Below are 25613 nucleotides of genomic sequence, written 5' to 3'. Positions count from 1 at the left end.
AATTCGACTGGAAGGAATGCGCAATAGAATTTAAAACATGGCAGCAAACTGTGTTGCGAAAAACATTTAATACTTTATAGATTTTGAATCAATAAAAAAGGCATAAGCATACCACTTACATCAGTACTCTGAATTTCACAATAGTCTGTTTTGACTACACTCCCTTTTTAGACTCTTGACGGGGTTTTCAACATTCGCCTTTGCGCTACCCTGCCTTTGTAAATGCAGACGACTTGCTCTTTCTTGATTCCGAGAGAAAAAGAACTGCTCCCCTCGCCTCTTCCAGACATTCAAGAAATCTTTTCTTGGCAATCAAAGAACGGATACGCCAGTACCAATTCTTCAGATACAATGATTTTGCATCCGATTCCAAGATCGTCTTCATTGACAAAGCTCCGCGTCCGTACGCATATCCGGAAGAAAGCTTATGGATGTCAGCGCCGGGTTTTCTCCTGTGGTGGTGGTAAACGATGATGGAAGGGTCGTAACGTCCTTCAAAGCCAGCTAGAGAAGCTCTGATCAAAAGATCAGTATCCTCGCCCGCTCGCAAGCGAGTTCCTGCGCCCAGGCGACAATCGAAGCCTTGCACCTGGTCCAAAAGCTGCCGCTTGAAAGCCATATTGGCACCAATGATATTCCCTGACTCGATGTGACTTCCTTTTGGAAAGTCCTTTGTTAACTCAGAAATCTGTATTGTGACTGGAGCGTCGGTCAAGTCAAACAATAATACCCGCCCACCTACATAGCCGACGTGCGGATCACCCAATACTTGATGGATTTGCGCTAACCAATCACTATGCGGGTAGCAATCATCGTCAGTAAAAGCGATAATTCTCCCGCTTGCTTCTTTCCAACCTACATTTCTTGCATAGGATAAGCCGGGGCGATCCTCATCAATAATCTTGACTGGAACGGAAAATCTTTTTTGAGAACTTTCAAGAACTGGCCGTGTATTGTCCGAAGAACCATTGTTGACAAATATAATTTCCCACTCCAGACCATCTGGCACCTGCAACTGCTGCAGGCTGATTAGCATCCTATCCAGATAATTAGCTCTGTTTCTTGTGCATACAACGACGCTTATTTCCATATTATATTTTGAACGCGTTTGATGACATCAGGCCATCATGTTTTGAGACCGAACAAATGCGATGAACACACGGATTAATTTGCGGGAATCTTGCCAACTGGCTCGTTACGTGTTTCGTTGAACTTGGCCTCGCTGGGAAAGCCGCGACATATCGACGCCACGTCTCTCATGGTCGCCAATGATGGCGCTTTCAAAAAGTTAGGAACTATATTGAGAAATGCGGCGCCTTTCCTATTCGCACGTAATAGCGCATAGGACAGACTGAGTCTGCTTGCTCTACACTTCTGCCTGACACCTCGCCTTATCCCTGCAGGAGCTGACGATACATCCCTTTCCAAAATTTCGACGGCATCCACAAAGTTCCGCATGGCTAGCAGCGGATCTTTTCTCAAAACACTTGATGGGTAGATGTAATATATTGATAAAACTTCTGGAACAACTCCGCCCTTGTGACTAACGGCAAAAAGTCGAACAAAAAAATGCAAATCTTCCCCAATCTTCAATTTCGATGCAAAACCACCTAGACTAACAAAACGCTTTTTAGGGACGGAAATCGTTCTGATTTCAGTAAAACCGTCGCTGATCAAGTTTTCGAAATCGTCGACAGATAACGAGATGCGATCAGCACCACTGCTATCGTTCAGGATTGCGCGACCGCCTTGCGATTTTGCGATAAACGTTTCAATTAATTCGCCATCTGGCGTCCGCGATTCCTGATCTCCTAACAAGAAATCAAGATCGGGCTCATCCTGGATCCAGCGAGCGTGTGCTTCCAAACGATTAGGATAATATTCGTCATCAGCATCGAGAAACGCTAACCAATCCCCCGTGGCCATCTCCACGCCGTAGTTTCGAGCTGCGGAAACCCCTTGATTGTTCTGCCAAAAATATCGAACGCGTTCGCCGTAGGATTCAGCAACTGCTCTTGAATCGTCAGTCGAGCCATCATCCACAACGATGATTTCGTGCGCTGCGAATGTTTGCGCCAGAACCGATTCAATTGCCCGCGCAAGCGTTAATCCGTTATTAAAATTGGGGATAATTACAGAAAATCGAGGCAGCATGTTCACCGATATCGCGTAGGAGGCATGGCGTTTTCCCATTTGCCTTGCCTGTTTAATCAACGACGGTGCAACCGAACCGCCGCCCTCTTCATTAATCGCTATTGTTCATTTCAGTAAAACTGAGTGCGGACACATCCACACGCATGAGGATACGAAATCGAAGGAAGAAGCCTAACGCATTGTATCCATACTAAAACATTACTTACAGTAAACTACTTTCATAAAAACAGCAAACCTATTTTTTGACAACTTGCATGAGTTACCGATGCGGCGAGCTAGGTCACCGGCTACATCTGGCGAAAGAGACTGGCGAGTTACCTAGGACACTATCGCGTCAAGGCAATAGCCGAGTGAGATAACACAATTTTCCCCATTGGCCATGTAGTACATAAAAACGATTGACTTGCCTTATTAACAAGAAAAAGAAAGAGTCCATTTGCTTGGCAAGAAAAGGATTTCCATTAAATCTGCATGACTCCGCACAAGGCAACCCTTGTCCGACTTCAGTCACTTTGAGAAGAAGTCGCAATGTTAATTTCAGCAAACGACGCCAGTTGACAATGTTGCTATTAACAGATCCAAGCCACCAGCTTACCCACCTGATTTTTCAGCACGCCTACTTTAACGAGTAAAGATTCGCTTACATGCTGGGCAGCTATGTATAATTCCATCCGGAAATTAACCGAAAGATACCGATGGATCCAGAAATTAAACAGCCTCGTTTCGAGGTAACTACTGTCTTTGAGTGTGTTCGTGGCCTATCAGCGCTTTGGGTGTTCCTGTTTCACATCGCTGATTCACTTCAGCATTTGTCGCCTTTTTTGTTTGCTATCGCGAGATACGGGTACCAGGGTGTACCCATTTTTTTTGTAATCTCAGGGTATTGCATCTATGCCTCTGCCGAAGAAACAATTCGCAAAGGGCAACATCCGAATAATTTCCTTCTCCGCCGATTAATTCGTGTGATGCCGCCATTTTGGGCATCGATATTGCTTATCGCGGCTTTGCCCTACTTCGTAGAAGCTATAAGCTCTTTAAAATCTGGCGTCTATCACGTTCCTTCACCAAAATGGCTTCAGTTTGGCGCCATCGATTGGTTAAAGATAGCAACATTGACACAAGTTTTTTTCAACAAAAATGGAAATTTGCAGGATGCCTTCAGTCCAATTAATGCCGTCTACTGGTCCCTCTCCATCGAAATTCAACTTTACATTGTCATCTATCTTACGAGTTTCTTTAAGTCACGGAGAAAAAAAATATTAATGTTGGTGTTGGCTGCGTCAATCTTTGCCACAGCAATACCAACATTAAGGGATAGCGGACTGTTCTTTTCCTTTTGGCCAGCATTCTTTCTGGGAATTTTGCTTCGCTGGGCGCATGAGAAAGGAGTGACGCCAAACATGCTTTTCGGAAAAATGGCCTTGATAGTGTCATTCGCTGGAACAGCCTTCCTGTCATTTCTCTCACTTTTTTTTATTTTTTTTCCAAACCACTTCGGCCATACGCTTACGATCAATAAATACAATCTCACTTTCACCTTTGCAGCGATCATTGCCACTGGCTTCTTATGGATGCTCGGAGAAATAGAATATCGGCTTTCCACATCTAAATCATTAGAATCGAATGATTCGAAGTTCAGGATAGCATTACTAGTTCCGACATGCCTCCTCGGACAGTCCAGTTACTCGTTGTATTTATTGCATGGCCAACTGCAGCAACTCCCCGCAATGTTTATCAGACAAATAATTTCACCGGATACCATACTTTTCCCATTCTTCACAATATCAGCAACCGTCTTATTATGCTTTTTGTTTTATAAATTCGTAGAAATTCCATTTTTAAAACTTGGGAAGATAATATCCAAAAGAAATTCAACTCTTCTTATCGCCAGCCCAACAGCAAAAGTAATATAAGTGTGAGCATCCAATAACTTTTAGAAGAGCGTTTTTAGTGTCAGGCACGACGTGGTAATTTCGACCGACGGTCATTGACGCTGATCAGAACTCATCCGACCTACGGACCACTGTTGACTCGGTGCATCCTGCTGCGTTTACAGATTTTTTTAGAGTTAGCAGTACTCGTCTAATGTTTGAAGTTTAAATCCATATAACACAATCCAAACCCCACTAAACATTAGGCGTTTCATTCAATGCAGTCACAATAAAATGATTGCGTCAACAGACTATTTTCCTAACAATGATATGAATCTTCCAGCTGATCTAAATCTCAACTCAAGAACGGTCTCGGTGGAGAAAATTGGCAAAAAAACCGGACGATTTCTTCTTTTTATAAGATGCGGTCAAAAATGCCCACTCTGCCTGACAGATTATTTTTACGATAATGATATCGTCATTGTTATATCGCAATACCAACCCATAGAATTTACAGTCCACGAGAATTTCTGGCTCATAAAGGGAGGCCTTTCAAAATTCGATTCCGCTCGACTGTTTTTTCTGGAGTTTCCAGACATGCTTCATTTTGAATCATTCGCTTTTTTCGATCCTGACGTAGGCATTAGCTTTTACGACTTAGGCGCACTCTTGCGCGCAGGATGTAGTGATGGAAAAACCTTGTATCAAGGTGCTGTAGCCTCAGATTCTAGTACTTATTGGGAATTTTTGAAGAGTAAACAGACTAACACTTGGCGCGAAGTCAGCTTTGTTGAGGTCATGGCCCCAATCTTTTCAAAAGAAGGATTGCTTGCGGTAATTGACTGTTTTTCAGATTCCACGTCAACCTGGGGCCTCGAATATTATTGGTATTCAAAGTTGAAAAACTTTAGTATGGCGGTGAATGATCGGTTCTTGATACGCCATGATTCGCCTGTAGATATTACAGATGGCCCATTCTATCGCTACCTGTCAACCCTCGGAATCGATCCTTTTTTCGAATTAAAGAAGTTGAAAGATGCGAGCGTCGGCAATTATTTTGTTGAATGTGAAATACCTAAAATAATGCCATTAGTCTACAAAAAGTACTATGTTTTAGTGCTTGCTTATTATGTCAGACATGTTGAAAAGCTCAGGCATTACTTCTTGCGGTTACTAGTACGGATGAAGAGAGGGTGAGGGTCGTGGAAGAATTATCAAATGCAAGATGACTGAGCACCATTCTGTGCCGGTGATGACGGAAGTTTTTTGCAACCGCTCTATCACCTGATGAAGTAAGCACTGAACAGTTTAATGATGCCTAAGGCAAGGCAATCTTTTGATCTGGTGATTTGGTGCCCGAGACCGGAATCGAACCGGTACGCCCCCTCTCGGGTAAGCGGCGGATTTTAAGTCCGCTGTGTCTACCAATTTCACCACTCGGGCCGAGTGAGGACGAGATTCTAGCATGGCGGTTTGTGGCTTCAAGGGAATTGGATGAAATTTCGGCAAGGCTTTCTTTGTATTCCTGCTTGACGGCAATCGCACGCATGGTATCTACTTGGCGCGCATTTTCCGAAGGAGCGCAGGAACGCAATGAGCATGACCGCTGTGCTGGCAACGCTGGCTGATCTTCCCCGTGAACTGATACTGCCGCCCAGCAGCCTGTTTGTCCTGATGCTGCTCGGGTTGCTGCTGCGACGCCGGTCGCCAATGGCCGGCCGCGTGGTCTTCTATGGCGCCGTGGCGGCGCTGTTCGTACTGTCGACGACCGCCGGCGCGCGCCTCTTCGTCGCGCCGCTGGAGCGGCTTACCGCGCCCCTCCAAGCTGTGCACAAGACCGGCGCCCAGGCCATTGTCGTGCTGGCCGCGGGACGGCTGCGGGATGCGGCCGAATATGGCGGGCGGGATATTCCGGACTACATCGCGCTTGGGCGGCTGCGCTACGCCGCGCGGCTGCAGCGCGAAACCAGGCTGCCGGTGCTGGTCTCCGGCGGCAATGGCGCGGCGGACGACAACGCCTGGTCGAAGGCGGACGCGATGGCCGCGGCGCTGCGCGAGGATTTCGGCGTGCCGGTGAAATGGATCGAGGGCCAGTCCAGGAATACGGCCGAAAACGCCAGTTTCAGCGCCCAGGTGCTGCGGCCTGAAGCCGTCACCCGCATCCTGCTGGTGACGGACGCGATGCACATGCCGCGCGCCCGCAATGCCTTCCAGCGCGCCGGCCTGGTGGTGGTCGCCGCCCCTACGCTTTTTTTCAGCCATCCGCCGCTGGGGTTCTCGGCGTTTCTGCCGAGCGCGGAAGGCTTGCGGCAATCCTGGTATGCGATCTATGAGCTGATCGGCATCGCATGGTATCGCTGGCGATATCACGCGGTTGGCGATTGAGACATGTGCTGCCAGCGCCCCGCGCTTATTCTCTTCTTTCACTGTGCTTGTTTAATTAAGGGGTTTTCCATGTTTCTCCGTCGTCGCCGTGCCTGCCTGCTCGCCATGGCCATGTTGGCCGCCCTGCCCGTGCAGGCCCAGGAAATGGTGGAGGTGATCAAGCGCGTCAAGCCGGCAGTCGTCGCCATCGGCACCTTCCAGCAGACCCGCAGTCCGTCGGCCGATTTTCGTGGGACCGGTTTCGCCGTGGGCGACGGCCTGAGCGTCATCACCAATGCCCATGTGCTGCCGGCCGCCCTGAACACGGAGCAGAAGGAGATGCTGGGCATCATTACCGGGGAAGGCGCTGCGCCGGTGTTTCGCACTGCCACCGTGGCGGCGGTCGACAAGGAACATGACCTGGCCCATCTGCGCATCAGCGGCACGCCGCTTCCGGTGCTGAAGCTGCAGGACTCGGACAAGGTCGAGGAAGGTCAGATGCTGGGCTTTACCGGCTTCCCGCTCGGCATGCTGCTGGGAATGCGCCATGTGACCCATCGCGCGATGCTGTCGGCGCATACGCCGCTGGCGATGCCGGCATCCACCGCCAGCCGGCTTGACGCGAAGATGATCGCCCAGATCCAGCGCTCGTCGCTGATGGTGTTCCAGCTCGATGCCACCGCTTATCCCGGCAACAGCGGCAGCCCGCTGTTCGACCCGGCTACCGGCGGCGTGGTGGGCATCATCAATATGGTCTATGTCAAGGGAGTCAAGGAAAACGCGGTCAGCAATCCGAGCGGCATTGCCTATGCGATTCCGGGAAATTACATCAGCCGCCTGCTGCAGGGCAAATGAGGCGGGCGGCTGACGCTCAGGCCTGCGGCCGGCGGCGTTCGGCCGGACGCAGCAGCACCCGCATCGCTACGTCAAGGTGAATGAAGTTGTCCTTCAGGAAGGCAGCCGCATGTTCAACGCCGAACTGTTCCTGCAATAGGATGCCGACTTCGACGATGTGGGCGCTGAGAAAGTCGCGCCGTGCAAACCGCGTCGCCGCGGGGGGAATGGTGCTGATGGCAATCTGCTGTTGGGTAGTCATTATGGTGTCCATCCTCTCTCGGTATCCGCCTGGCCGGTGTCTGCCTGCCCGGCCTGGCGGCCGCAAAGCTAATTGTAAAAATCACAATTATTTCTTTGCTTACAAACTGTTACACAGAGGATTTAGCAATAACCATGCCCGCGGCGGAACCGCGTGAATTCAATCACTTGCGGCGCCGCCGTCATCAGCCTGTAAAACTTTCCGACAGAAATTACTGCGTCTTGGACTCGGGTGCGCGTGCGTAAATGTCTTCATATCGCACGATATCGTCTTCGCCCAGATAGCTGCCGGACTGCACTTCGATGATGTCCAGCGGCATCTTGCCCGGGTTCTCAAGCCGGTGCGTCACGCCGATCGGGATGTAGGTCGATTCGTTCTCGCTCAGCAGCTTCACGGTTTCGCCGCAGGTAATGCGGGCGGTGCCGCGCACGACGACCCAGTGTTCGGCGCGATGATGATGCATCTGCAGCGAAAGCTTCTCGCCCGGCTTGACCATGATGCGCTTGACCTGGAAGCGGCTGCCGGCGTCGATGCCCTCGTAGTAGCCCCAGGGCCGGTAGACGCGGGTGTGATTCAGGTGCTCGGTACGTTCGTGGCGCTTCAGGTGTTCGACCACCTTCTTCACGTCCTGCACATGGTTCTTGTGCGCGACCAGAACCGCGTCGTCGGTTTCCACCACGACCAGGTCTTCCACGCCGATCAGCGCCACCATCCGGCTCTCGGAGCGCACCAGCGAATTCTTCACCCGGTCGACATAGACGTCGCCGCGCAGCACATTGCCGTCGTTGTCGCCCTGCTGCACTTCCCACAATGCCGACCAAGAACCGACATCGTTCCAACCCAGCGAGGCCGGCACCACGACGGCATGCTTGGTATGTTCCATCACCGCATAGTCGATCGAGTCGGACGGACTGGCGGCGAATGCGTCGGCATCCATGCGGCAGAAGTCGAGGTCGCCGTGACGGCCCGCGACCGCGGCTTCGGTCCGTTCGGCAATACTGGGCTGGAACTGCCGCAGCTCGTCCAGATAGCGCGAGGCCTCGAACAGGAACATGCCGCTGTTCCAGCTGTAGGCGCCGTCGGCCAGGAATTGCTGGGCAGTGGCGGCGTCGGGTTTTTCGACGAAGCGGTCGACGCTGAAGCAGCCATCGAAACCAGCCACCGTGTTGCCGCGGCGAATATAGCCGTAGCCTGTCTCCGGAGCGGTCGGCTCGATGCCGAAGGTCACCAGCGCGCCCTGGCCGAGCGCCACGTCCAGCGCCCTCTGCACGGCCGCATGGAAGGCCTCGACGTCGCCGATCACATGGTCGGCAGGCAGCACCAGCATCACCGCCTCCTTGTCGCGGGCCAGCAGGAAGTGCGCCGCTGCCGCCACCGCCGGCGCGGTATTGCGGCCTTCGGGTTCCAGCAGGATGCCGGTCGGCTTGATGCCGATCTCGCGCAGCTGCTCGGCCACCAGGAAGCGGTGCTCGTCGCCGCACACCAGCAGCGGCGGCTGCAGCTCGGGCCAGCCGGCCACGCGCAACGCGGTTTCCTGCAGCATGGTTTTTTCGGAGGCGAGCGGCAGCAGTTGCTTGGGCAGCGCGGCCCGGGACAGCGGCCATAAACGGGTGCCGTATCCGCCTGACAGGATCACTGGGTAGATATTGGCCATCGCGTGGCTCCTTTCATGTTGGTGCGCTTATCGCGCAATTTTGTAAATTCTCTTGAGAACGTTTGTAACTTTTTTAGTATGGAAACATACAGACGAAAAAGTTCTTTCAACGACCACTTAACGATCACTTGTGCTGTTCCTGCTATACCAGCACTTCTCCGGCGGCGGGCCGGCTCAAAAATCCGGCGGGGCTTGCAGTCGGTCCATAAGCGCCCGACTGGAACACCGCGACCAGGTCGCCGACATCGGCATGGGGCAGCGGCATGCGGTCGGCCAGGATATCGAGCGGCGTGCACAGCGGTCCGACGATGTTGACGACTTCCGTGTCCTGCTCGCCGGCTTCCATGCGGCTGGCAATCGCCACCGGGTAGTTCTTCCGGATGACCTGGCCGAGGTTGCCGGACGCTGCCAACTGGTGATGCATGCCGCCGTCCGTGACCAGGAAGGTCTGGCCGCGCGACACCTTGCGGTCGGTGACCCGGCTGATGTAGACGCCGGCTTCGCCCACCAGGTAGCGGCCCAGCTCGATGGCCACGTGGGCCTGCGGCAAGGCGTCCCTGACGCGCGGCAGCCAGGCATGGAGGTTGTCCGCTATCGGATGCAGGTCCAGGGGCTGCTCGCCGGGAAAATAGGGAATGCCGAAGCCGCCGCCGATATTAAGTAGCCGGATCGGGGCCGGCGCATGGTCGGCCAGCCGCTGGGCCAGCTGGAAAGTCTGGCTCTGGGCATCGACGATGGTGCTGGCGGACAGGCTTTGCGAGCCGCTGAAGATCTGCAGGCCGTGAAAGTCCAGCCCGAGCGCGCCGATCTCGCGCAGCAGCGCCGGCGCTTCCTCGGCGTCGACGCCGAACTGGCGCGCGCCGCCGCCCATCTTCATGCCGGACGACTTCATCTCGAAATCCGGATTGATCCGCAGCAGCGCCCTTGGCTGGATGCCCAGCGCCTCGCCGATTCGCGCGGCGCGCCGCGCCTCGCCGGGCGACTCCAGGCTCAGCACCACGCCGGCGGCGATCGCCTGGCTGAGTTCGGCATCGGTCTTGCCGGGGCCGGCGAAGCTGACCTCGGCGGCATCCATCGGAGTATCGAGCGCCACCCGCATTTCGCTGGCCGAAGCGACGTCGAAACCGTCGACCAGGCCGGCCATGTGCTGCACCAGCGCCGGCATCGGGTTGGCCTTGACCGAGTAATGCAGCTCGATTGCGGCCGGCAGACTGGCGCGCAGGTGCGCGACGCGGCTGGTCAGCAGGCTGCGGTCATAGGCGAAGAACGGCGTGGCGCCCACGCGCTGGGCCAGCCGCGTGACCGGAATGCCGCCCACCAGCAGGCAGTTGTTCTCGGTCTGGAAATGGGTCTGCGGCGCATGCACCGGACGGGTATTGCGGGAATTGCTCATCATGCCTGCTTCTTCAGTTGCGGGGCTGCCAGCTCGGCTTGCAGCAGCTTGCGGTCGATCTTACCGTTCGGGTTGCGCGGCAGGCTGTCGTGCCGGATCACGATGGTGGCCGGCACCATGTAGCCGGGCAGCGCCCGCCGGCAGGCGGCGGCCAGGCTGTCGGCGCTGACATCGGCGTCGGGCAGCGGCACCGCGACCACGGCAATCGACTGGCCCAGCGCCGGATGCGACAGGCCCACCGCGGCCGCCTCCAGCACGCCGCCGGCGCCATAGATCACCTCTTCCACCTCGGTCGGGCTGACCCGGTAGCCCGATACCTTGATCATGTCGTCGCTGCGGCCGACGTAGTACAGAAAGCCCTCGGCATCCATGCGCACGGTGTCGCCTGACCACACCGCGATCTCGGGCAGCGGCAGGCCGCCCTCGCGGCCGGGCGCGGGCCGGAAACGCTCGGCGGTGCGCGCGGGATCGTTCCAGTAACCCAGCGCCACCAGCGCGCCGCGATGCACCAGTTCGCCCGGCTCGTCGGGGTCGCACGGGCTGCCGTCGGGCCGCACCACCATGACTTCGGCATTCGGAATCGCACGGCCTATCGAGTCGGGCCGGCGTTCCAGTTCCGACGGCGGCAGGTAGGTCGAGCGGAAGGCCTCGGTCAGGCCGTACATCAGATAGATCTCGGCCTGCGGCAGCAGCCTGCGCAAGGCCGACAGCGCGGTGCGCGGCATGGCGCCGCCGGAATTGGTCAGGTAGCGCAGCGTGCCGGACTCCGGCCATTCCAGTTGCGACAGCTGTATCCACAGCGGCGGCACCGCGGCCAGGCCGGTAATGCGCTCGCGCGCCACCGCGCGCACGATGTCGCGCGGCAGCAGGTAGTTGATCAGCACCACGCAGGCGCCGGACAGGAAGGCGGTGGTCAACTGCGACAAGCCGTAGTCGAAGCTCAGCGGCAGCACCGACAGGATGCGGTCGTCGGCACGGTTATGCAGGTAGGCGGCCACGCTCCTGGCGCCGGTCACTAGGTTGCGATGCGACAGCACCACGCCCTTGGGCTGGCCGGTGCTGCCGGAGGTGTAGAGAATGGCGGCGACATCGGCGTCGATGCGGCGGTGGCGCTGGCGCGGCGGCGCGGCCGGCGGCAGCTCGGACGCCGGCACCAGCCGCACCTTGGGCGGCAGCGCGGCGGCGCTTGCCTGGCCGGTCACGATGACGGTGTGCAGGCTGGCGCAGCCGGCCAGCACAGGCGCCAGCGCCGCCAGCCGCTCGGCCGAAGTAACCAGGATACGCACGTCGCAGTCGGCCAGGATATAGGCCACCTGCTCGGCCTTGAGCAAGGGGTTGACCGGCACGAACACCGCGCCGGCATCGGCCGCGCCGAACAGCGCCGCCACCGTCTCGACCCGCTTTTCCAAGTAGACGGCAACCCGCTCGCCGGCGCCGATGCCATGCGCCAGCAAGGCCTGCGACCAGGTTTCCACCTCGCGCGCCAGCTCGGCATAGGTAAGCCGGCGCTCGCCGTAGACGAGCGCTTCCGCCTCCGGCGCGCGCACCGCCGAGGCCTGGATGAAGTCGCTTGCGAACAGGCTCATTGCGGCTCGCCTTACTTGATGCCGTGCCGGCTCATCAGGTCGTACAGCGTCGGGCGGCTCACCCCGAGCAGCTCGGCGGCACGCACGATGTTGCCGTCGACCCGGGCCAGCGCCTTGATGATGGCCTTGTACTCGGCTTCATCGCGCACCTGGCGCAGGTTCATGAATTCATCGGTCGCCGGCGAATCGCCCAGGCCGAGGTCGTCGGCCACGATCTGCGGGCCGTCGGCCATGATGACCGCGCGCTTGATGATGTTTTCCATCTCGCGCACATTGCCCGGCCACGGATGGGCCTCGATCATCGTCATTGCATCGTCGCTGAAGCTGAGCGACGAGCGGCCCTCCTGGCTGCAGAAGCGGTTCTTGAAATGATGCGCCAGCAGCGCGGTGTCGCCGATGCGGTTGCGCAGAGGCGGTATCGTGATCACGATCTCCGAGAGACGGTAGTACAGGTCTTCGCGGAAGCGGCCGGCGCTGGCCAGTTCCTTCAGGTTCTGGTGCGTTGCGCAGACGATGCGCACGTCCACCGGAATCTCCTCGCGCCCGCCGATGCGCTCGATCACTCGCTCCTGCAAAAAGCGCAGCAGCTTGGCCTGCAGCGGCATCGGCAGGTCACCCACCTCGTCGAGGAAGAAAGTGCCGCCGTTGGCGGTCTCGATCTTGCCCAGCGTCTGCTTGGCGGCGCCGGTGAAGGCGCCCTTTTCATAACCGAACAGCTCCGACTCGAGCAGGTTTTCCGGAATCGCCGCGCAGTTGATGGCGACGAAGCGCTTGTCGGCGCGCGGGCTGAGCTGATGCAGGGCTCTCGCCAGCACTTCCTTGCCGGTGCCGCTTTCGCCCAGCAGCATCACGCTGGCCGAGGTTGGCGCCACCTTCTCGATGCTGCGGCAGACCTTGAGCATGCCCGGGTCGCGGCTGATCACGCCGGCCATCGGCGAGTCGGCCTGGTTCAACAGGATCTTGCGGTTTTCCTTCTGCAGCGCATGCAGGTAGAAGGCGCGGTTGATCACCAGCGACAGCATCTCCGGATCGAAGGGCTTGTGGTGGAAATCGTAGGCGCCCAGGCCGATGGCCTTGACCGCGTTGGCGCGGTCCTGGTTGCCGGTCAGGACGATGACCTTCGCGTCGGGCGTGAGCGACAGGATCTGCTGCAGCGTGGCGAAGCCCTCGGTGGCGCCGTCCGGGTCGGGCGGCAGGCCAAGGTCCATGGTGATCACGGCCGGCTCGTGCCGGCGCACCATGGCCAGCGCCGCCTCGCGGTCGCCCGCCACCAGAACGTCATAGTCGTCCAGGCTCCAGCGCAACTGCTTCTGCAGGCCCGGATCGTCTTCGATGATAAGCAGATGTTTCTTAGACTGGCTCACGCCGACTCCTCTTGCTGTTCGTCTTGCTGCTGCGCGGCCCGTTGGCCGTTCAGCGGTAATGTAATGATGAAGCTGGTGCCCTCGCCCTGCCGGCTCTTCACTTCCAGATGGCCGCCCAGTTCCTGCACATATTCCCGGCTTTCAAACACGCCCACGCCCATGCCGGCGGACTTGGTGGTCTCGAACGGCTTGAACAGCCGGTCGCGGATGAATTCCTGGCTCATGCCGGTGCCGTTGTCGGCAACCTCGATCACGGCGTTGGCGCCGTCGCGGCGCAATCGTACCAGCACCCGGCCGTCGCGGCCGCAAGCCTCGATCGCGTTCTGGATCAGGTGGCCCACCACCCTTTCCATGCGGCCCCAGTTGGCCAGCAAGGTCAGGCCGGTGTCGGCCAGTTCCAGCGTCGGCCTGGGTTCGAACTGCGACTTCAGCGCCACCGCCTGGGTTAGCAGTTTATCAAGAGAAAGCGGCGCCGGCCCTTCGATCGAGTCGCTGCTGTTGAGCTTGTGCAGCAGAAGCTTCATTTTCTTGACCGAATTGTCCAGGGTTTCCATCATGTCTTTCTGGAATTCGGGGTTGTTCTTGTGCTTTTCGGCATTGGCCACCAGCAGCGAAAGCTGAAAGATCAGGTTCTTCAGGTCGTGCACGATGAAGGTGGACATCCGGTTGAATGACTCGAACTGGCGCGCCACCATCAGCGCATTGGCCGTCTGCTGCTGGGCCAGGTAGCTGGCGGCCTGGTTGCCGGCGATCTTCAGCAGATCCGTCACTTCCCAGTCCAGCACGATGCGGCTGCGCGGCTGGGACAGCACCACGAAGCCCAGCAGGCTCTCATGCATGATCAGCGGCACCACCAGCCAGGCCCGCTCCAGGCCTGCCAGCCAGCCAGGCAGCGCCAGGTTGTCGTACTTTTCCGGATTGTCCCTCAGCTCGCCGAGATCGACGACCCATTGCCTTTGCTCCAGGAACTGGCAGAACGCACTGCCGGCCGGCTCGCTGCCGGCCGCATCGGGCATATGCCACTGGGCCTCCAGCTTGTAGCCTGCATCGCCCTGCAGCCACAGCGCGCCGGTCGGGCTCTCGACCAGGTCGGCGATGGCCTGGATGGCCCGTTCGCCCAGTCCCGGCCCCTTGGTCGACAGGGTGCGGGTGAAACGCAGCCATTCCTCGCGGTAGTCGTAGTTGTAGTTATAAAAATTCTTGCTGATGAAGACCTTCAACCGCGAGCGCACGGTGCCAGAGAACACGATGCCGGCCAGCAGCGCCAGCGCGGCGGCGAAGAAGGTGACCTGCATCACCGCGCCCCAGCTGCCGCCGAAGAACTTGAGCCAGTAGCCGGCCACGGCCATCAGCAGCAGGTAAAGCGCGGCGCCGAACACCGCGGCCGAATGGAAGATCACCCGGCGCGACACCGCTATATCAAGCGACCATTTCGGATTGCGCGCCGCCGAGACCGCGATCAGCGGCACGGCGAGCGCATTGACCATGCCGCGCGCGGCCCAGATCTCCGAACTCAGCGAGCGGAACAGCATGGCGTCGCTGTAGAGATAGAAGTCGTACATGAACAGGCCGCCGATGCCGAGGCAGGCGAACTTGATGGCCCAGCGCTCCTGCGGCGGCGTGCTGCGGTAAAGCTGCTCGACCAGCAGCATGCCGATCACGGCCACCGCCACCCGTCCGACGAAGTTGAACATGAAGTACACCATCGCATCGACGTCGCGCGCGATCCAGCGGGTGTAGACGGTGCCGACCGTGCACAGCAGGTAGAGCGCCACCAGCGCCGGCAGGGCCAGCTTCGACTGCAGCGCCGGCGTGCCGCCGCTCTTGCGGTATGGGTTCAGCACCAATAGCAGGAACACGGTCCAGGCGGCGTCGCGCGCCAGTTCCAGCACATCGGAAAACAGCGACAGCTGTATGCCATGCGTGGCCTGTTGCGCCACCAGGCCGGCCCATGCCGCGGTCAGGCCGCTGGCCACCGCCAGCGCAATGCCGTGCAGCAGGCCGCGCCAGCTCGTGACCATCAGGAGCGTCAGCAGGAGGAAGGCCGCCGCCGCGATGCCGTAGCTGACCGCGATGACGTTGACTACCATGGCGCTGACCTCGCCAGGTTCACCTGCTGCCTTTGCTCAGGAGCACCACCTGCAGCGTATCGAGCAGGATCAGCAGGTCCAGGAACAGGCTGTTGTTCTTCACGTAGTACAGGTCGTACTGCAGCTTCTGCACCGCGTCTTCCACCGAGGCGCCGTACTGGTAGCGAACCTGGGCCAGGCCGGTGATGCCCGGCTTGATGCTGTGGCGCATGTTGTAGTAAGGGACCTGCTCGCACAGCTGCTCGACGAAGAACGGGCGCTCCGGGCGCGGGCCGACGAAGCTCATGTCGCCCTTGATCACGTTCAGCACCTGGGGAATCTCGTCGATGCGCAGCTTGCGGATCACCCGGCCGACCCGGGTAGTGCGGGTGTCGCCGGTCTTGGCCCATACCGGCGCGCCTTCCTTTTCGGCGTCGGTGCGCATGCTGCGGAATTTCAGCACCATGAAGGTGTTGCCGTCCTCGCCCACCCGCTCCTGGCGATAGAAAATCGGCGAACGGTCTTCCAGCCAGATCAGCAGCGCGGTGACCGCGGTCACGGGCAGCGTGCCAAGCAGGATCAGCAGGCTGGCAAACAGGTCGAACGCGCGCTTGACCAGGCTGCGCATGAATGTCTGATCAAAGCCGCTGCCGAACACGAACCAGCTCGGCTGCAGCGAATCGACGCGGATCTGGCAGGCTTCGCGCTCGAAGAAGGTGGCCGAATCGATCACCTTGATGCCGTTGAGCTTGCAGTCCAGCAGTTCGCGGATCGGAAAGGCGCCGCCGCGCCGGTTCTGCACGGCCACCACGATCTCGGAAGCATTGTGTTCGCTGGCAATGGCGACCAGCGACCGGCCCACCGGCAGGATGGCGCCGCCGGCCACGGCCGGCGTTTCGTCGGGCATGGGCACGAAGCCCACCACGTCATATTTGTGATAGCCGCCATTGTTGCTGGCCAGGTCCGCACATTCCCGGGCCAGCGCACCGGCGCCGAGGAACAGGATGCGCGACTCCAGCAGGCGCGATTCGGAGGACTTGAACAGCACTACCCTGACCACCAGGATGCCGCAGGCGGCGAACGCCAGCATCAGCATCAGGATGCCGCGGCCAAAGTAGAAGCTCGGCATCATGTAGAACAAGAAGGCAGTCAGCACGAAGCCCAGCAGGAAGGAAGGCATCATGCGCAGCAGGGTGTTGCGCAGTCCTTCGCGGAAGTCATGCTGGTACATGCCCAGCGCCGTCATGGCGAACACCATGGACAGCGCGAAGGCCATTGCCGATGGCAGGAACTGATGGTCGTCGGTGCGGAAGAAACCGCCTTCGCCCGGCAGGCGTATCGCCGCAGCCAGGTAGGCAGACGCAATGAGGATCGCTATCTCGATAATCAGCAGTGCGGAAGCAATCTTCGATACGTAGTGATTAGAAATTTTTAACACTTTTTCTACTCCAGACTCATACCGGCGCGCGCCCTTCGGGAACGGCCCGGTCAATACAGGCAAAAGCCAGGCTGCCGACGCGATCGGAAAGCAACTTGACCAATCACAACAATATTTATTTCCTAAAATAAATATTACTATGAAGAAACGAATTATCCAAGAAGCATTTAAACATAGAACATTCGTCGTGCCGGCAATTCATGCTGCAGTGCATCAAGCAATGCCAGCCTTCTTGCGGCTTTCGATATTCGATTGTCGCATCGATGCGACTTGGGGATATCAAAAAGTCACTAGATTTCCGAACTGCATCAAACTTTCTTGGCATTAGAATAAGACTGCGGACTACCGGGCGGCATTCCGCACTTGTTATAGTGCGGCTCGATATAGCGCAAACCTTGCGTAGCGCATCCGGATAAATTTCCGATAAGCATTACGATAAGCGCCCAATAGCTCGGCAAGCGCACATGATAAACATGTGACAAGTCTTGGCAAGAAATAATGCCAGGTAGTTGATTATTAGCAATATTGCATTCTGGTTTACCAGCCACAGTGAGCTGCCCTTTTCTGATGAAGCATTCCATGCACCCTACCGTCGATGTTCGTCGCTGAAGCCCATACCCGTTTTGCCGATTTGCCGGAACAGGCCCCTGCCCTGTTTGAACAGGCGCTGTCACAAAGAGGCCTGTTCTTCAGCCTTCCCTGGTTCAGGCATCTGGCCGCGGCCGGACTGGACAGCGATGCGCGGCTGCGCCTCTACGGCGTGCGCGCACAGAGCGACGGCAAGCTGGCATGCGTGCTGCCGCTGCGTGAAGCTGCAGGCCGTCACGGCATGCGGCAACTGGAAGGCCTGTCCAACTGGTATAGCTCCCTTTACGGCCTCATCGGCAGCGACGAAGCCGCCCAGCACCAGGCGCTGGCCGCACTGGCGGCGGCGATTGCCGCCGAACGGCCGCGCTGGGACGTCCTGGACCTGCATCCGCTGGATCCCGACGACCCGTCCTTCGAGGCATTGCTGCAGGCGCTGCGCTCGGCCGGCATGGCGACCCAGCGCTATTTCTGCTTTCAGAACTGGTATCTCGACGTCGCCGGCCGCTGCTACGACGACTATGCGGCCGGATTGCCGTCGCGCCTGAAAAACACGCTCAAGCGCAAAGGGCGGCAACTGGACAAGTCGGGCCGGGCGCGGTTCGAGATCGTGACCGGCGGAGCGCAACTCGAAAGCGCCATTGCCGCCTATGAACAGATATACGCAGCAAGCTGGAAGTCGCCCGAGCCGGCACCGGACTTCATGCCCGGCCTGATGCGGCTCTGCGCCGACCGGGGCTGGCTGCGGCTGGGCATTGCCACCGTCGACGACGAGCCGGCCGCGGCACAGCTCTGGATCGTCTGCGCCGGCGTCGCCTCGATCTACAAGCTGGCCTATGACGAAAAATTCGCCAGTCTCTCGATCGGCTCCCTGCTGACCGAACGGCTGATGCGTCATGCAATCGATGTCGACCGGGTCAGGGAAGTCGACTACCTGACTGGGGATGACGCCTACAAGCGCGACTGGATGTCGCACAGCCGCCCGCGGTGCGGGATCATTGCGTTCAATCTGCGCTCGGTGCGCGGCATCGCGGCGGCGGCCCTGCACCTCGGCGGCGGCCTGCTGAAATCCGGCTGGCGGCGGCTGCGTCCGGGGCCGGCCGAGCGCTAGGAGCCTGCGCGGCAGAAGGGTCGGCGGCTGCAACGCGCGAGAAAACGGTCCAGTTCGGTATCACCACCTGCGCCCAGGGGGCCACCCTGGGCTTGTTGGTACTACCAAACTGGCCTCGTTTTTCGCACGTTTCGCTACGCCGCCTTCTGCCGCGCAGGCTCCTAGCCGCCACGGCAGGAAGCGCCGCTTCCCTGCCCCCGCTTACCAGCGCTGCAGCCAATCCGCGGTCCAGCGCGCCACCTGGTCGCGCCATTCGGTGCGGGAGAAAGTATGGTCGGCGTCGGGCAGGCGTTCCCGCGCCACTTGCCTGCCGCGCATTGCCCGGCGCCATTCGCGGCCAGCCGCAAGCGCCTCGAATTCACGGGCGGTGAGGTCGGCGCCGCTGGTAATAAAGAGCGTGCGCCCCCGGAACCGGGAATAGCCTTCCAGCATCCTCTGGGGCAGCGCTTGGCTGGCAGCCTGCGCGGCTTCTGCCGGCTGGCTCGATGCCGCGTTACCGCCTGCCGCCTTGCCCAGCAGCCCCCGGAACGAGCGCAGCGCCGCCGCCGGCTTGAAGCGGCCGGCGGCGATCTTCTTCCACAGCCCGGGATCGAACAGCCTCTTCAGGTAGTAATGCCGCAGGTAGGCGCGCGCCGCCCCCTCCTCGGTGCGGGCCCAGGGGTTGAGCAGCACCATGCCAGTTACCCGCCGGTCCTGGTGCGCATAGAACATGGCTGCCGACGCGGCATCGCACAGGCCCCACAGCACGACTTCCGTGGTGCCGGGCACTTCGGCAAAAAACGCGTCGATGGCGGCGCGCAGGTCCGGCTCCACGTCGGCGAAGTCACGCAGTTCGCCTTCGCTGTCCCCCATGCCGCGGTAGTCGAAACGCAGCACCGGCACGCCCTGCGCCGCCAGTTCGCGCGCCAGCAGGGTGAACTGGCGATGGCTGCCGACCCGGTATTGCGGGCCGCCGACCACCAGCACCACGCCCCGCGCCGACGCCGGCATGGCCGCCGGCAGCGACAGCACGCCGTACAACCAGCAGCCGGCGCACTGAAAACTGACGCCCCGCTCCTCGATGTTCAAGCGGTTTCCCCGGCCAGCAGGGCGAGGCTGGCATTGAGCAGCGTGGGCGCCTCGGCGATTTCCTGGCTGCTCCAGAAAGCCGGCCCCTGCACCGTCTGCGTCGACAGCTGCCAGCCCTGCTCCGCACAGCGCGCCGCAGCCGCGGCACGCGCCTGCGGCATGCCGCGCCCGGCTTGCGGCGTCAGATCCAGCCAATGCACCGGACATGGCGGCGCGGCCATGCCGGCCAGCGCCACGGCGTCGATCGCCGCCGCCAGCGCCGGCGCCAGCGCATAGCCGGCAATTTCCAGGGTGGCGCCGCCGGCCAGACGGCGCCGCAGCGCGTCCACGCCGCCGGCCTCGCCCTTGCCAGCGGCCAGCATGTCGGCCGCCAGCTTCAGCCGCAGGAACTGGGTGAAGTAGGCTGCGCCGTCGGTGACCGGCTGCCATAGCAGCAGGGAGGCAAGGTCAGACCGCTGCTGCGCCACGTCGAGCGCGAGCAAGGCGCCCAGCCGCAGACCCCACAGCGTCGGCGCGATGTCGGCCTGGGTGCGCAGCCAGTCCAGCGCGCAGGCAACGTCGGCGCGCCAGATTTCCCAGCGGGCATCGCCGGCATCGCCTTCGCTGTCGCCGCATCCGTAGAGATCGAGCTGGAGAACGCCAAAACCATGCTGCGCGAGCAGCCGCGACTGGCGCGCCACCATCCGGCGCGACTTGTTCATTTCCTCGGCATGGGCCGGCAAATGCAGCACCATGCCGCGCGCGGCGCCCTGCGGCGGGTGATACAGACAGAAGCGCTTGCCGGGAGCGGCTTGCAGGAAGAACGGGCGCGCCGGCGGATGGCTGGGCGCGGCCTGCATCAGGCAAGCTTCCGGTCGACGAAAGCGGCCAGGCTGCCCAGGGTTTCGAACACCTCCGCGCTGATCTCGTCGTCGGCGATGCTGAAACCATACTGCTCTTCCAGTGCGGTGATCAGGTTGATCACCGCCATCGAATCCAGTTCGGGAATCGCGCCCAGCAAAGGACTGTCCGCGGTCAGGGTAGCGCCGCGCTCGCCCAAGCCGAGGGTGTCGCTGACAAGGTTTTTCACTTCTTTGAGGGAATGCATGCTGCTGTTGCCGTCCTGTAGCTGTGAGCGCCCGACAAAAATGCGCGTGGCAGTCTCCGGTCGCGCATGCCGAAGCGGAGTTGCCAGAGCCGGTTTGTCGGGCGCCCTGTGATTGATCTGATAACGATAAGCCGGGATCATACATCATGGCCCGGATGTGATTATCGGCCGCCGGAGCCAGGCGCCTGCCGTTCTGTGCGTTTCCTCAAAACAAGTGCAATTCTATAAAGAATCATGTGTCAACGCCGGGCGGTTGGTGTACTCTCATGCCAAACTGATATAAGACAGTCACCGCTCACCGTACAGCGCCACACGCTTCCGCAGGAAATTACGCGAAATACGTGCACGATCCGGCAGCGGTGCGCCCTGTCGGAATGCGTCGTCAAGATCGGTGTGACGGCAGCGCCGCCACACCAAGTTCAGAGGAAAAGTCATGCCAAGTAAGAAGACGAAGCTGGCCACATCGGCCGCCGTAATGTCCGGAATTTTGCTGCTCGGCGGTCTCGCAGGCTGCGGCCGCAGCGACAGCCCGGAAGCGCTGGTGGCGGAAGCCGCCCAGTACCGCCAGAAGGGCGACCAGAAGGCCGCCATCATCCAGCTGAAGAATGCGCTGCAGAAAAAGCCGGACGACGCCGAGGCGCGCTTCCTGCTCGGCACCATCTACAATGAATCCGGCGACCCGCTGTCGGCCGAGAAGGAAATCCGTCGCGCGATGGATCTTGGCGTGGCCAAGGACAAGACCGCGCCCCAGCTCGCCAGGGCACTGATGGCGCAGGGCAAGCAGCAGGAAGCGCTGGACGCCCTGAACGCCGCCGGCAGCCTGAGCGACGCCAGCGCACAAGTCATCCGCGGCGACGCCTATACCGCGCTGAACAAGATCCCCGACGCCAAGGCAGCCTATAACGACGCCCTCAAGCTCACGCCTGACGCGCCGCTGGCCCTGGTGGGCCTGGCCCGCATCGCCTATGCAGAAAAAGATGTCGCTGGCGCAACCCGCATGGTGGACCAGGCCGTGGCGAAGAATCCGCAGAGCACCGAGGCGCTGATCGCCAAGGCCGACCTGCTGCGCGCGCAGAACAAGAATGACGAGGCGATGGCGGCTTATGACGCCGCCATCAAGATCAAGCCCGACCATGTGCAGAACCGCATCGCCAAGGCCAATCTCGAGATTGCGATGAAGCGCTTCGACGAGGCCAAGGCCGAGATCGAGGCTGCGCGCAAGCTTTCGCCCGGATCGCCCAGCGTCAGCTATGCGCAGGCTCTGCTGGACTTCAGCCAGAACAATCAGAAGCAGGCGCTGGAGTCGATCCAGCAGGTGCTCAAGGTCGCGCCCGACCACATGCCCAGCCTGCTGCTGGCCGGCGCCATCCAGTTCGCGCTGGGCTCCAACGAGCAGGCCGAGCGCAACGTCAAGCGCTATATCGATGCCAATCCCGGCAATCCCTATGCGACCAAGCTCCTCGCTTCCATCCTGCTGAAGAACAACGACCCGCAGCGTGCGCTGGCGGTGCTCGGCCCGATGATGCAGCAAACCCAGTCCGACCCGCAGATGCTGAGCCTGGCCGGCGAGTCCTACATGAAGTCGAAGGATTACGAGAAGGCCACCGAATACTTCGAGAAGGCCACCACGCTGGCGCCGCAGGCGCCGATGATCCGCACAGCGCTGGGCATGAGCAAGCTGGCGCAGGGCGAGAATGCGAGCGGCATGGCCGAACTCGAAATGGCCAGCAACCTCGACAACAAGAGCACCCAGCCCGGCATGCTGCTGGTGATGAACCATCTGCGCCTGAAGGAATACGACCAGGCGCTGGCCGCGGTGAAAAAGCTGGAAAAGGAAAAGCCGAACGACGCCACCATCAAGACCCTGAAGGGCAATGTCCACCTGGCCCGCCGCGAGTTCCCGCAGGCCCGCACCAGCTTCGAGGAAGCGGCCAAGCTGCAGCCGACCTACTTCGCGCCGGTGGTGAACCTGGCCCAGGTTGACGTGGCCGAGAAGAAGCCCGATGCCGCCAAGGCGCGCATCGAAGCCTTCATCGAGAAGGACAAGAACAACGTCGAGGCCATCACCGCGCTGGCCAGCCTGGCCAAGTCGCAGGGCAAGAACGACGAGGCCACCGCGCTGTACGAGCGCGCCGCCAACGTCAACACCAACGACCTGCCGGCTGCGCTGCGCCTGGGCAACCACTATCTGCAGATCAACGACAAGCAGAAGGCGCAGGCGCTGGCGCAGCGGCTGCTGGTCAGCAATCCAAGCAGCCCGGAAGTGCTGGACTTCTCCGGCCAGACCGCGCTGATCAATGGCGACAAGGAAGGCGCGCTCGACACCTACCGCAAGCTGGCTGGCCTGGCGCCGAATTCGGCACTGGCGCAGTACCGCATCGCCACGGTGCAGATGCTGATGCAGAACCAGGGCGCGGCCATCGACTCGCTGAAGAAAGCCGTTTCCCTCAAGCCCGACTATCTCGAAGCGCAGGTGGCGCTGGCGGCAGTGCAGGCACGCACCGGCAAGCCGCAGGAAGCGCTGGCCACCGCGCGCGAGATCCAGAAGCAGTTGCCCAAGCTGCCGGTCGGCTATTCGCTCGAAGGCGACCTGATGATGCTGCAGCAGAAGCCGGCGGAAGCCGTCAAGCCCTATGAGCAGGCGATGGCCGTGAATGGCGGCAATGCGGTGCTGGTCAAGCTGCATGAGGCGCTGACCAAGGCCGGACGCGCCAAGGATGCCGACGCCAAGGTGGCTGCCTGGCTGAAGGCCCATCCGCAGGACACCGCGGTGCGCCTGCACATGGCCACGATGAGCCTGAACAACAATGACAGCAAGGGCGCCATCGACCAGTTCCAGACCGTGCTGAAGCAGGAGCCCAACAACATCGGCGCCCTGAACAACCTGGCAATGGCCTACCAGGCGCAGAAGGATGCGCGCGCGGTGGAGTATGCGGAGAAGGCGCTGGCGCTGGCGCCCAACAACCCGGCGGTGATGGACACGCTGGGCTATATCCTGGTGGAGCGCGGCGACATCAAGCGCGGCCTGCCCTACCTGGAAAAGGCCGCTGCAGCCGCGCCCAATGCGATCAACATCCGCTACAACCTGGCGATGGCCCAGATGAAGGCAGGCGACAAGGAAGCCGCCCGCAAGAACCTGGAGGAAGTCGTGGCCAAGGGTGGCGCGTCAGGCAAGGCGGAGGAAGCCAAGGCCGCGCTGAAGACGCTGTAAGCCGCGTCGTTCGGCAAAATAAAATGGCGCCCGCGGGCGCCATTTTCATTGCATCGTCTCTTTGGCAAGCCGCCTGCGCGGCTACTCCAGCAGGCGCCTGAACTCGGCGAACTCCGCCGACAGCCTGGCCAGTTCTTCCCGCAACTGCGCCACCTCCGCCTCCAGCTGCGACACCCGGTCCTGCCGCGGTGCGGCGACTGCCTGCCCGGCCGCCTGCTCCATGCCCTCGGCCGGCTCGCCCGACAACAGGTGCGCATGGCGCGCTTCCTTGGCGCCGGGCGCGCGCGCCAGCTTCACCGCCAGCGGCGGGTATTTATCGATCAGGAACTGCAGCGCTTCCTCGACCGCGGCAACGTTGCCGAATTCATGCATGCGGCCGGCGCGGCTGCGCACCTCGGCCGCGGTCTGCGGGCCGCGCAGCATCAGCATCACCAGCGCGGCCAGCCGGTCCTGTTCCAGCGTCCAGCGCAGGCGCATCCGGTGCTCGTATTTCGCCACCCGCGCGCCGGCCTGGCTGACCTCGGCCGCCAGCTTCTTGGCCATCAGCCGATCGAGCGCGTCCCGCACTTCCTCTTCGGCCAGCGTCATCACCGGGTCGCGGCTGGAAAGCTGGTTGCAGCCGCCAACCAGCGCATTGAGCGACATCGGATAATTATCCGGCGTCAGCTGCTCCTTTTCGGCCAGCACCGCCAGCACACGCACTTCAACCGCATCCAGCGGCAGATCGTCGCTCATCAAATTCTCCTATTCCACCAGCCGGTTGAGCTGGTCGGGGTCGAAACGGTCGAGGTCGGCCAGCTTGTCGCAGGCAATGCCTGCCGCCTGCAGCGCCGCAAGAATGCGCTGGAGCTGGGCTTCCTGGGTGGCGGTCTGGTTGATCAGGCCATGCAGCGCCTTCGACAGCGGATCGTCGGCATCGGGCGTGACGCCATAGGCGGCAAACATCCGCGCCGCCGCCTGCCGGGCCGGGCTGGCATCGCCCTTTTCAATGATGCGCGCCGGATTGCCGACCGCGGTGGCGCCGGCCGGCACCGGCTTGACTACCACCGCATTGGAACCCACGGTGGCGCCCTCGCCAACAGTGAAGCCGCCCAGCACCTTGGCGCCGGCGCCGATCAGCACGCCGCGCTCCAGCGTCGGATGGCGCTTGGCGCCCTTGACCAGCGAGGTGCCGCCCAATGTCACTCCCTGGTAGATGGTGCAGTCGTCGCCGACCACCGCGGTCTCGCCGATCACCACGCCGAAACCATGGTCGATGAATACCCGGCGGCCAAGGGTGGCGCCGGGATGAATCTCGATGCCGGTCAGGAAGCGTCCGATATGGGAGATAAAGCGCGCCGTCCAGTGCAGGCCGCGCGTCCAGCAGCGGTGCGCCAGGCGGTGCAGCAGGACCGCATGCAGTCCTGGATAGCAGGTCAGCACTTCCCAGCGGCTGCGCGCCGCCGGGTCGTGCTGCATGATGTTGGCGATGTCCTCGCGCAGCCGGGTCAACATGGAATGGATGGAATCGAAACGGAAGACACTGATGGTAGCGGCAAATCACGTCGCGCTGGCATTGCCAG

General features: G+C 60.4%; 20 protein-coding genes and 1 tRNA gene. 6 read left to right on the top strand and 15 right to left on the bottom strand.

Annotated elements, in window-relative coordinates:
• Positions 1-205 precede the first annotated feature (205 nt).
• Together ABC383_RS03410 and ABC383_RS03405 are read right to left on the bottom strand one after the other, a co-directional pair.
• Entirely contained in the window at positions 206-1090 is an 885-nt protein-coding gene (locus tag ABC383_RS03410) for a glycosyltransferase family 2 protein (RefSeq protein ID WP_413011979.1), read from the bottom strand.
• 74 nt (positions 1091-1164) lie between these two features.
• A complete protein-coding gene (locus ABC383_RS03405; RefSeq protein ID WP_413011978.1) occupies positions 1165-2193 on the bottom strand; it encodes a glycosyltransferase family 2 protein in 1029 nt (342 codons plus the stop codon).
• A 656-nt stretch (positions 2194-2849) separates the two neighbouring features.
• On the opposite strand from ABC383_RS03405, the gene ABC383_RS03400 reads away from it, so the two are divergent.
• Both ABC383_RS03400 and ABC383_RS03395 read left to right on the top strand, forming a co-directional pair.
• The gene (locus ABC383_RS03400) at positions 2850-4067 is read left to right on the top strand and encodes an acyltransferase family protein (RefSeq protein ID WP_413011977.1); all 1218 of its coding nucleotides are present in this window, start codon (positions 2850-2852) and stop codon (positions 4065-4067) included.
• Between the two features lie 252 nt (positions 4068-4319).
• Entirely contained in the window at positions 4320-5222 is a 903-nt protein-coding gene (locus ABC383_RS03395; RefSeq protein ID WP_413011976.1) for a hypothetical protein, read from the top strand.
• A 153-nt stretch (positions 5223-5375) separates the two neighbouring features.
• Here the strand turns inward: ABC383_RS03395 and ABC383_RS03390 are convergent.
• A tRNA-Leu gene (locus ABC383_RS03390) sits at positions 5376-5468 on the bottom strand.
• 150 nt (positions 5469-5618) lie between these two features.
• Between ABC383_RS03390 and ABC383_RS03385 the strand changes: the two genes are divergently transcribed.
• Positions 5619-6410: a YdcF family protein gene (locus ABC383_RS03385; RefSeq protein WP_413011975.1), complete on the top strand. Its 792-nt coding sequence runs from the start codon at positions 5619-5621 to the stop codon at positions 6408-6410.
• 69 nt (positions 6411-6479) lie between these two features.
• A complete protein-coding gene (locus ABC383_RS03380; RefSeq protein WP_413011973.1) occupies positions 6480-7244 on the top strand; it encodes a S1 family peptidase in 765 nt (254 codons plus the stop codon).
• Between the two features lie 16 nt (positions 7245-7260).
• On the opposite strand, the gene ABC383_RS03375 is transcribed toward ABC383_RS03380, so the two are convergent.
• The 7 genes from ABC383_RS03375 to ABC383_RS03345 form a co-directional block, all read right to left on the bottom strand.
• Positions 7261-7485: a hypothetical protein gene (locus ABC383_RS03375; protein ID WP_413011971.1), complete on the bottom strand. Its 225-nt coding sequence runs from the start codon at positions 7483-7485 to the stop codon at positions 7261-7263.
• Between the two features lie 211 nt (positions 7486-7696).
• Positions 7697-9139: a mannose-1-phosphate guanylyltransferase/mannose-6-phosphate isomerase gene (locus tag ABC383_RS03370; RefSeq protein ID WP_413011969.1), complete on the bottom strand. Its 1443-nt coding sequence runs from the start codon at positions 9137-9139 to the stop codon at positions 7697-7699.
• A 142-nt stretch (positions 9140-9281) separates the two neighbouring features.
• Entirely contained in the window at positions 9282-10532 is a 1251-nt protein-coding gene (locus tag ABC383_RS03365) for a pyridoxal-dependent decarboxylase, exosortase A system-associated (RefSeq protein WP_413016228.1), read from the bottom strand.
• Positions 10532-12118, bottom strand: coding sequence for an acyl-CoA ligase (AMP-forming), exosortase A system-associated (locus tag ABC383_RS03360; protein WP_413011967.1), 1587 nt, complete (start codon positions 12116-12118; stop codon positions 10532-10534). The genes ABC383_RS03365 and ABC383_RS03360 overlap by 1 nt, the downstream gene beginning before the upstream one ends.
• An 11-nt stretch (positions 12119-12129) precedes the next feature.
• Positions 12130-13482, bottom strand: coding sequence for a PEP-CTERM-box response regulator transcription factor (gene prsR, locus ABC383_RS03355; protein ID WP_413011965.1), 1353 nt, complete (start codon positions 13480-13482; stop codon positions 12130-12132).
• Entirely contained in the window at positions 13479-15572 is a 2094-nt protein-coding gene (prsK, locus tag ABC383_RS03350; RefSeq protein ID WP_413011963.1) for an XrtA/PEP-CTERM system histidine kinase PrsK, read from the bottom strand. Before prsK ends, prsR begins: the two co-directional genes overlap by 4 nt.
• A 19-nt stretch (positions 15573-15591) precedes the next feature.
• On the bottom strand, positions 15592-16989 hold the full coding sequence (locus ABC383_RS03345; protein WP_413011961.1) for a TIGR03013 family XrtA/PEP-CTERM system glycosyltransferase: 1398 nt from the start codon (positions 16987-16989) through the stop codon (positions 15592-15594).
• A gap of 595 nt (positions 16990-17584) precedes the next feature.
• Here ABC383_RS03345 and ABC383_RS03340 point away from each other — a divergent pair.
• The gene (locus tag ABC383_RS03340; RefSeq protein ID WP_413011959.1) at positions 17585-18685 is read left to right on the top strand and encodes a GNAT family N-acetyltransferase; all 1101 of its coding nucleotides are present in this window, start codon (positions 17585-17587) and stop codon (positions 18683-18685) included.
• A 201-nt stretch (positions 18686-18886) separates the two neighbouring features.
• On the opposite strand, the gene ABC383_RS03335 is transcribed toward ABC383_RS03340, so the two are convergent.
• Genes ABC383_RS03335 through ABC383_RS03325 form a run of 3 tightly spaced genes read right to left on the bottom strand, consistent with a single transcriptional unit; the run spans position 18887 to position 20840 of the window.
• The gene (locus ABC383_RS03335; RefSeq protein ID WP_413011957.1) at positions 18887-19753 is read right to left on the bottom strand and encodes a hydrolase 1, exosortase A system-associated; all 867 of its coding nucleotides are present in this window, start codon (positions 19751-19753) and stop codon (positions 18887-18889) included.
• Complete coding sequence (locus tag ABC383_RS03330) at positions 19750-20592, bottom strand: hydrolase 2, exosortase A system-associated (RefSeq protein WP_413011955.1); 843 nt, start codon at positions 20590-20592, stop codon at positions 19750-19752. Before ABC383_RS03330 ends, ABC383_RS03335 begins: the two co-directional genes overlap by 4 nt.
• Positions 20592-20840 carry an acyl carrier protein gene (locus tag ABC383_RS03325; protein WP_413011953.1) on the bottom strand — a complete coding sequence of 83 codons (249 nt, stop codon included), beginning with the start codon at positions 20838-20840 and terminating at the stop codon, positions 20592-20594. The genes ABC383_RS03330 and ABC383_RS03325 overlap by 1 nt, the downstream gene beginning before the upstream one ends.
• 433 nt (positions 20841-21273) lie before the next feature.
• Here ABC383_RS03325 and prsT point away from each other — a divergent pair, with 433 nt between their 5' ends.
• Entirely contained in the window at positions 21274-24051 is a 2778-nt protein-coding gene (gene prsT, locus ABC383_RS03320; protein WP_413011951.1) for an XrtA/PEP-CTERM system TPR-repeat protein PrsT, read from the top strand.
• An 81-nt stretch (positions 24052-24132) separates the two neighbouring features.
• On the opposite strand, the gene ABC383_RS03315 is transcribed toward prsT, so the two are convergent.
• Positions 24133-24786: a YceH family protein gene (locus ABC383_RS03315; RefSeq protein ID WP_413011950.1), complete on the bottom strand. Its 654-nt coding sequence runs from the start codon at positions 24784-24786 to the stop codon at positions 24133-24135.
• 9 nt (positions 24787-24795) lie between these two features.
• Positions 24796-25545 carry a serine O-acetyltransferase gene (cysE, locus tag ABC383_RS03310; protein ID WP_413011948.1) on the bottom strand — a complete coding sequence of 250 codons (750 nt, stop codon included), beginning with the start codon at positions 25543-25545 and terminating at the stop codon, positions 24796-24798.
• Positions 25546-25613 lie beyond the last annotated feature (68 nt).

The sequence above is a fragment of the Noviherbaspirillum phoenicis genome (genome assembly GCF_047237965.1).
Lineage (GTDB): Bacteria > Pseudomonadota > Gammaproteobacteria > Burkholderiales > Burkholderiaceae_D > Noviherbaspirillum_A.
Note: the sequence above shows the minus strand (reverse complement) of the source record. Positions and strands in the feature narration are given on the sequence as shown.